Annotated in this window: 6 protein-coding genes; 2 read left to right on the top strand and 4 right to left on the bottom strand. The window is 66.1% G+C overall.

Annotation, left to right across the window (positions count from 1 at the left end; all coding sequences use genetic code 11):
• Nucleotides 1–159 precede the first annotated feature (159 nt).
• From ACFZDK_RS55605 to ACFZDK_RS55615, 3 genes are all read right to left on the bottom strand, one after another.
• Nucleotides 160–522: a transporter substrate-binding domain-containing protein gene (locus ACFZDK_RS55605; protein ID WP_390987039.1), complete on the bottom strand. Its 363-nt coding sequence runs from the start codon at nucleotides 520–522 to the stop codon at nucleotides 160–162.
• On the bottom strand, nucleotides 410–1,363 hold the full coding sequence (locus tag ACFZDK_RS55610; protein ID WP_390987029.1) for a hypothetical protein: 954 nt from the start codon (nucleotides 1,361–1,363) through the stop codon (nucleotides 410–412). The genes ACFZDK_RS55605 and ACFZDK_RS55610 overlap by 113 nt, the downstream gene beginning before the upstream one ends.
• Nucleotides 1,364–1,454: 91 nt before the next feature.
• Nucleotides 1,455–1,763, bottom strand: coding sequence for a transposase (locus ACFZDK_RS55615; protein ID WP_390987031.1), 309 nt, complete (start codon nucleotides 1,761–1,763; stop codon nucleotides 1,455–1,457).
• Between the two features lie 81 nt (nucleotides 1,764–1,844).
• On the opposite strand from ACFZDK_RS55615, the gene ACFZDK_RS55620 reads away from it, so the two are divergent.
• Nucleotides 1,845–2,174 carry a hypothetical protein gene (locus ACFZDK_RS55620; RefSeq protein WP_390987034.1) on the top strand — a complete coding sequence of 110 codons (330 nt, stop codon included), beginning with the start codon at nucleotides 1,845–1,847 and terminating at the stop codon, nucleotides 2,172–2,174.
• Nucleotides 2,175–2,392: 218 nt separating this feature from the next.
• On the opposite strand, the gene ACFZDK_RS55625 is transcribed toward ACFZDK_RS55620, so the two are convergent.
• Complete coding sequence (locus ACFZDK_RS55625) at nucleotides 2,393–2,758, bottom strand: DoxX family protein (RefSeq protein WP_390987042.1); 366 nt, start codon at nucleotides 2,756–2,758, stop codon at nucleotides 2,393–2,395.
• A 297-nt stretch (nucleotides 2,759–3,055) separates the two neighbouring features.
• On the opposite strand from ACFZDK_RS55625, the gene ACFZDK_RS55630 reads away from it, so the two are divergent.
• Complete coding sequence (locus ACFZDK_RS55630; RefSeq protein WP_390987037.1) at nucleotides 3,056–3,304, top strand: hypothetical protein; 249 nt, start codon at nucleotides 3,056–3,058, stop codon at nucleotides 3,302–3,304.
• Nucleotides 3,305–3,347 lie beyond the last annotated feature (43 nt).

Consider the following 3,347-nt stretch of genomic DNA (forward strand, 5'->3'; position numbering starts at 1 on the left):
GTGAGCACCGCTATGCGGAGGAGCACGTGGTGCAGGAAGCGGCATTCGCAGCCCTGGCGAAGGAGGCCTGATGCCACGGTGCAAGGCGTGGATCCTGACCGAGTCACGGGGCACCCCCCTCTGAGTAGCTGAGCAGCACCTTTCGTGTAGCAGGGAATCTCACTGGCCGCCGTTGACGGTGGCCGTGTCGACGCTGCTGGACTTCAGGTTCCACTTCTCGACGATCGTCTTGTACGTTCCGTCGTCGATCAGCTTCTGGATGCCGGCCTGGACAGCCTTGACGAGCTTGCTGTCCTTGGCCATGCACGCGCCGATGAGTGCGGGGTTGTCCGTCTTGCTGACTACCTTGTACTGACCCTTGGAGACCGACGTGACGTAGGCGTTGGTCGCCGACTGGGCGAAGACCGCGTCAACGCGCTTGGAGTTCAGCGCGAGGTTCGCCGCGTCGTTGGTCTGGAAGGTCTGGATGTCGATCGGTTTGCCGGCACAGTCCTTGGCCGAGGCTGCCTTCGCGTCGTTCAGTCGTGCCGGCCTGTACGCCGAGCTTCAGGCCGCACAGCGAGGCGAAGTCCGAGACATTCTTCGGGTTACCGGACGTCACGATGAGGTCGGACCCCGAGCTGAGGTAGCCGACGATTCTGTGGAATCTGTGACCTGCGGTTTCGCTATTGAGTGCCTTGTCGACTTCGACGATCGGCAGCAGTGCGGAGGTGGTTGGCCGGTTCAGGTCGCGAGGGCTGGGGCCGGCGCGAGTGGGGGCCTCGGCGAGCCGGCCGAGGAGTGCGTCGAGGGCGGTCTGGCCGTCACCGACAGCGGCGCCTTCGTCGCCAGTCAACGGGATGGAGATGAGCACTCCGGCCTTCTCGCAGAGCGAGGGGATCAGGGTGCGGTTGATGTAGTTCTTCGCGACCGGGTGGGCCCGGATGGAGAAGAGCAAGTCAACGCGCTCGTTGGTCTTGACGTCGAGGCGTTCGGGCTGGGTGGACCGCAGGGCCTGCCAAGCCTCGATGGCCTGGCCGACGATCGGGTCGACGGGTTTGGTGAAGGCTGTACTGGTCTTGTTGACCGGGACGTCGAGGAGGCAGACGGCCTGCTCGGCCAGGACCTCGCGGGAGGCGCCCTCGATGGGCTGTCCCTCGTGCCGCCAGCGGACGCAGCCGACCCGGAGCCGGGAGATCTCGTCACTGCGCAGGCGGGAGAACAGCCAGGTCACAGCGAGAGCACGGATCAGTTCCAGGGGGTGGTAGCTGCCGGCGGAAGTGCCGGGAAGGTCTGGGGCCTGGAGGTTGAGTCCGGCCCACAGCAGTTTCGCCCAGACCTCATCCGCGATGACGCGGGGGTCGGTAGAGATCGGGGCCGCCATCGTGCGGGCACCGCCAGGGCCCGGTTCGTGTCGAAACGTCTAGGGATCCATTCCCATTCCTGCAGGTCACGCAGGAACGTGCGGGTGCCCATCAGGATGTGGGACTTGGTCCGTGAAGCGATCGGGCCGCCAAGACGCCCGTGGAGGTGGTCGACGCGCTGAACGTAGTCCCCGACGGCCATCTCGTAGACCGCGGCCGCCCAGTTCGCGCAGGTCGACCGCGTCCAGTGGGCCGGATCGACGGCGACCCGTTGCGCCGGGCCCGCGAGACCCAGCTGTGCAGCGTCCCGGGACGGACGCCCAGATCCTCGGCCACCTCCGGAACCGGCTTCCCGGTCTCCGTCACGATCCGTACCGCCCCCTCACGGAACTCGGCGTAGATGCGCTTCCTGGATGCCATGACCCCCAACTATCCCTCCGGTCACGGTCTCCACAGTAGGAGGGGAGCCGCACAGCGAAGGACGTCGTCCGCCGTAAGAAGGTGACGCTGGAACTGGAACCCGGCGACGCGCTTGTTGCGGGCCTGAAGCCGGACGTCTGCCACGACAACTACGGCCGGTACCGGATCGAGCGGCACGGGACACCGATCGGCTTCACGGTTCAGACCACGAGCGTCGCGCCACTCGGCTCGGTTCTGTCGCTCGCGCTTGTCGATGCGGAGGCCGCTCAGCCCCGCACACCCGTCGAGGTCGTCTGGGGCGAACACCCAGGGCCAACGGACGCACCGGAGCCAACTTGTCACTCGGTTCGCGCCACGGTACAGCCGTCGCCGTACGACGACTACGCGCGGACTCGATACCGCGCCCATTGAGCTCGACGCGGACAAGCTCGGCTACTGGTGGCCTCCTGTGGCCGAGGTCGTCGCGTGCCCTCAGCGGCTTCGCGAGCGGCGGGATCGAATCCGCCGATGCCCGTAGCCCGACGCGTATTGCTCCGTGTGGCTGCTCAACGCCGGCTGGGGGACAGTCCGGTAATGGCGAGCGGCACTGGTGCTTATGGCCAGGGGGGTCGGCCGCCAGGGATGGTCGGTCAGAACTGGTAGGGCCCGAAACGTCCCCACGCGACCGTGATCAGCAACGCGATGTAGAGGAGGTTCAGGGCGGCGAGTGACGTCTCGGAACGACGGAGGTGGACGACGGACCCGCCCACGGCCAACGCGACACCGCCGAGAGCGGCCCAGGGGACCAGTATCGGTGCGATATCGGTGGCGCTCGGAAGGATCAGGCCGAGGCCCACCAGCGAGTCCAGCAGTCCGATGATCTTCACGTAGGGGTCGGAGAACTGCTCGACCCAGCCGAAGACCTGGGCCAGTTCTGCTCTGTTTCGTACGATCTTCATGCCCCCCACCACGAGGAAGGCGACGGCGAGCAGGGACTGGAAAACCCACAGCAACACGTTCAAGAGAAGCTCCAGGGACACGGGAAACACCGCCGGGCCGATCACCGCCCTCGCGAACGTGGCCCAGGTAGGGCAGCGCGGCGTACCAGATCGCGTGGGGATCCGGGACGACCGGAAGAAGTTCGGCCTCGGTCAGGGGTATCGCCGTGCCTGCCTCTTCCGAGTGCAACTGGCGAGCCCCATACCTTGGGCTCCTTCCGCCGCAAGTGGGTGTCGGCGTAGGGCCGAAACTAGTATGTCAATAACAACACGTCAATCTTGACATTCATGATCGTCGGGAGCATTCTTCAAGCCATGGCGACCTACGACGTTCTTGTTGCCGGCATACGGCCGCTCGGTGCGATGGCCGAGATCACGGCGGGTCGGGTCGGGGTGCGCACGGTCGTCGTGGAGAACGCGGCGGACGTCTGTCCGCTGCCGCGAGCGGTGCACTTCGACGCGGAGATCATCCGGCTGCAACGGCGCGTTCCGGCCGCTAGGGGAATGGGCTTCTCACGTCGGCGAGCAGCTTCAGGCCCTCTGACCTACCGAGGAAGCAGATGATGAAGCAGCAACGGCGCAGCGTCCTGATCGTCGGCGGTGGTAT

The organism is Streptomyces sp. NPDC007901 (genome assembly GCF_042959465.1).
Classification (GTDB): domain Bacteria; phylum Actinomycetota; class Actinomycetes; order Streptomycetales; family Streptomycetaceae; genus Streptomyces.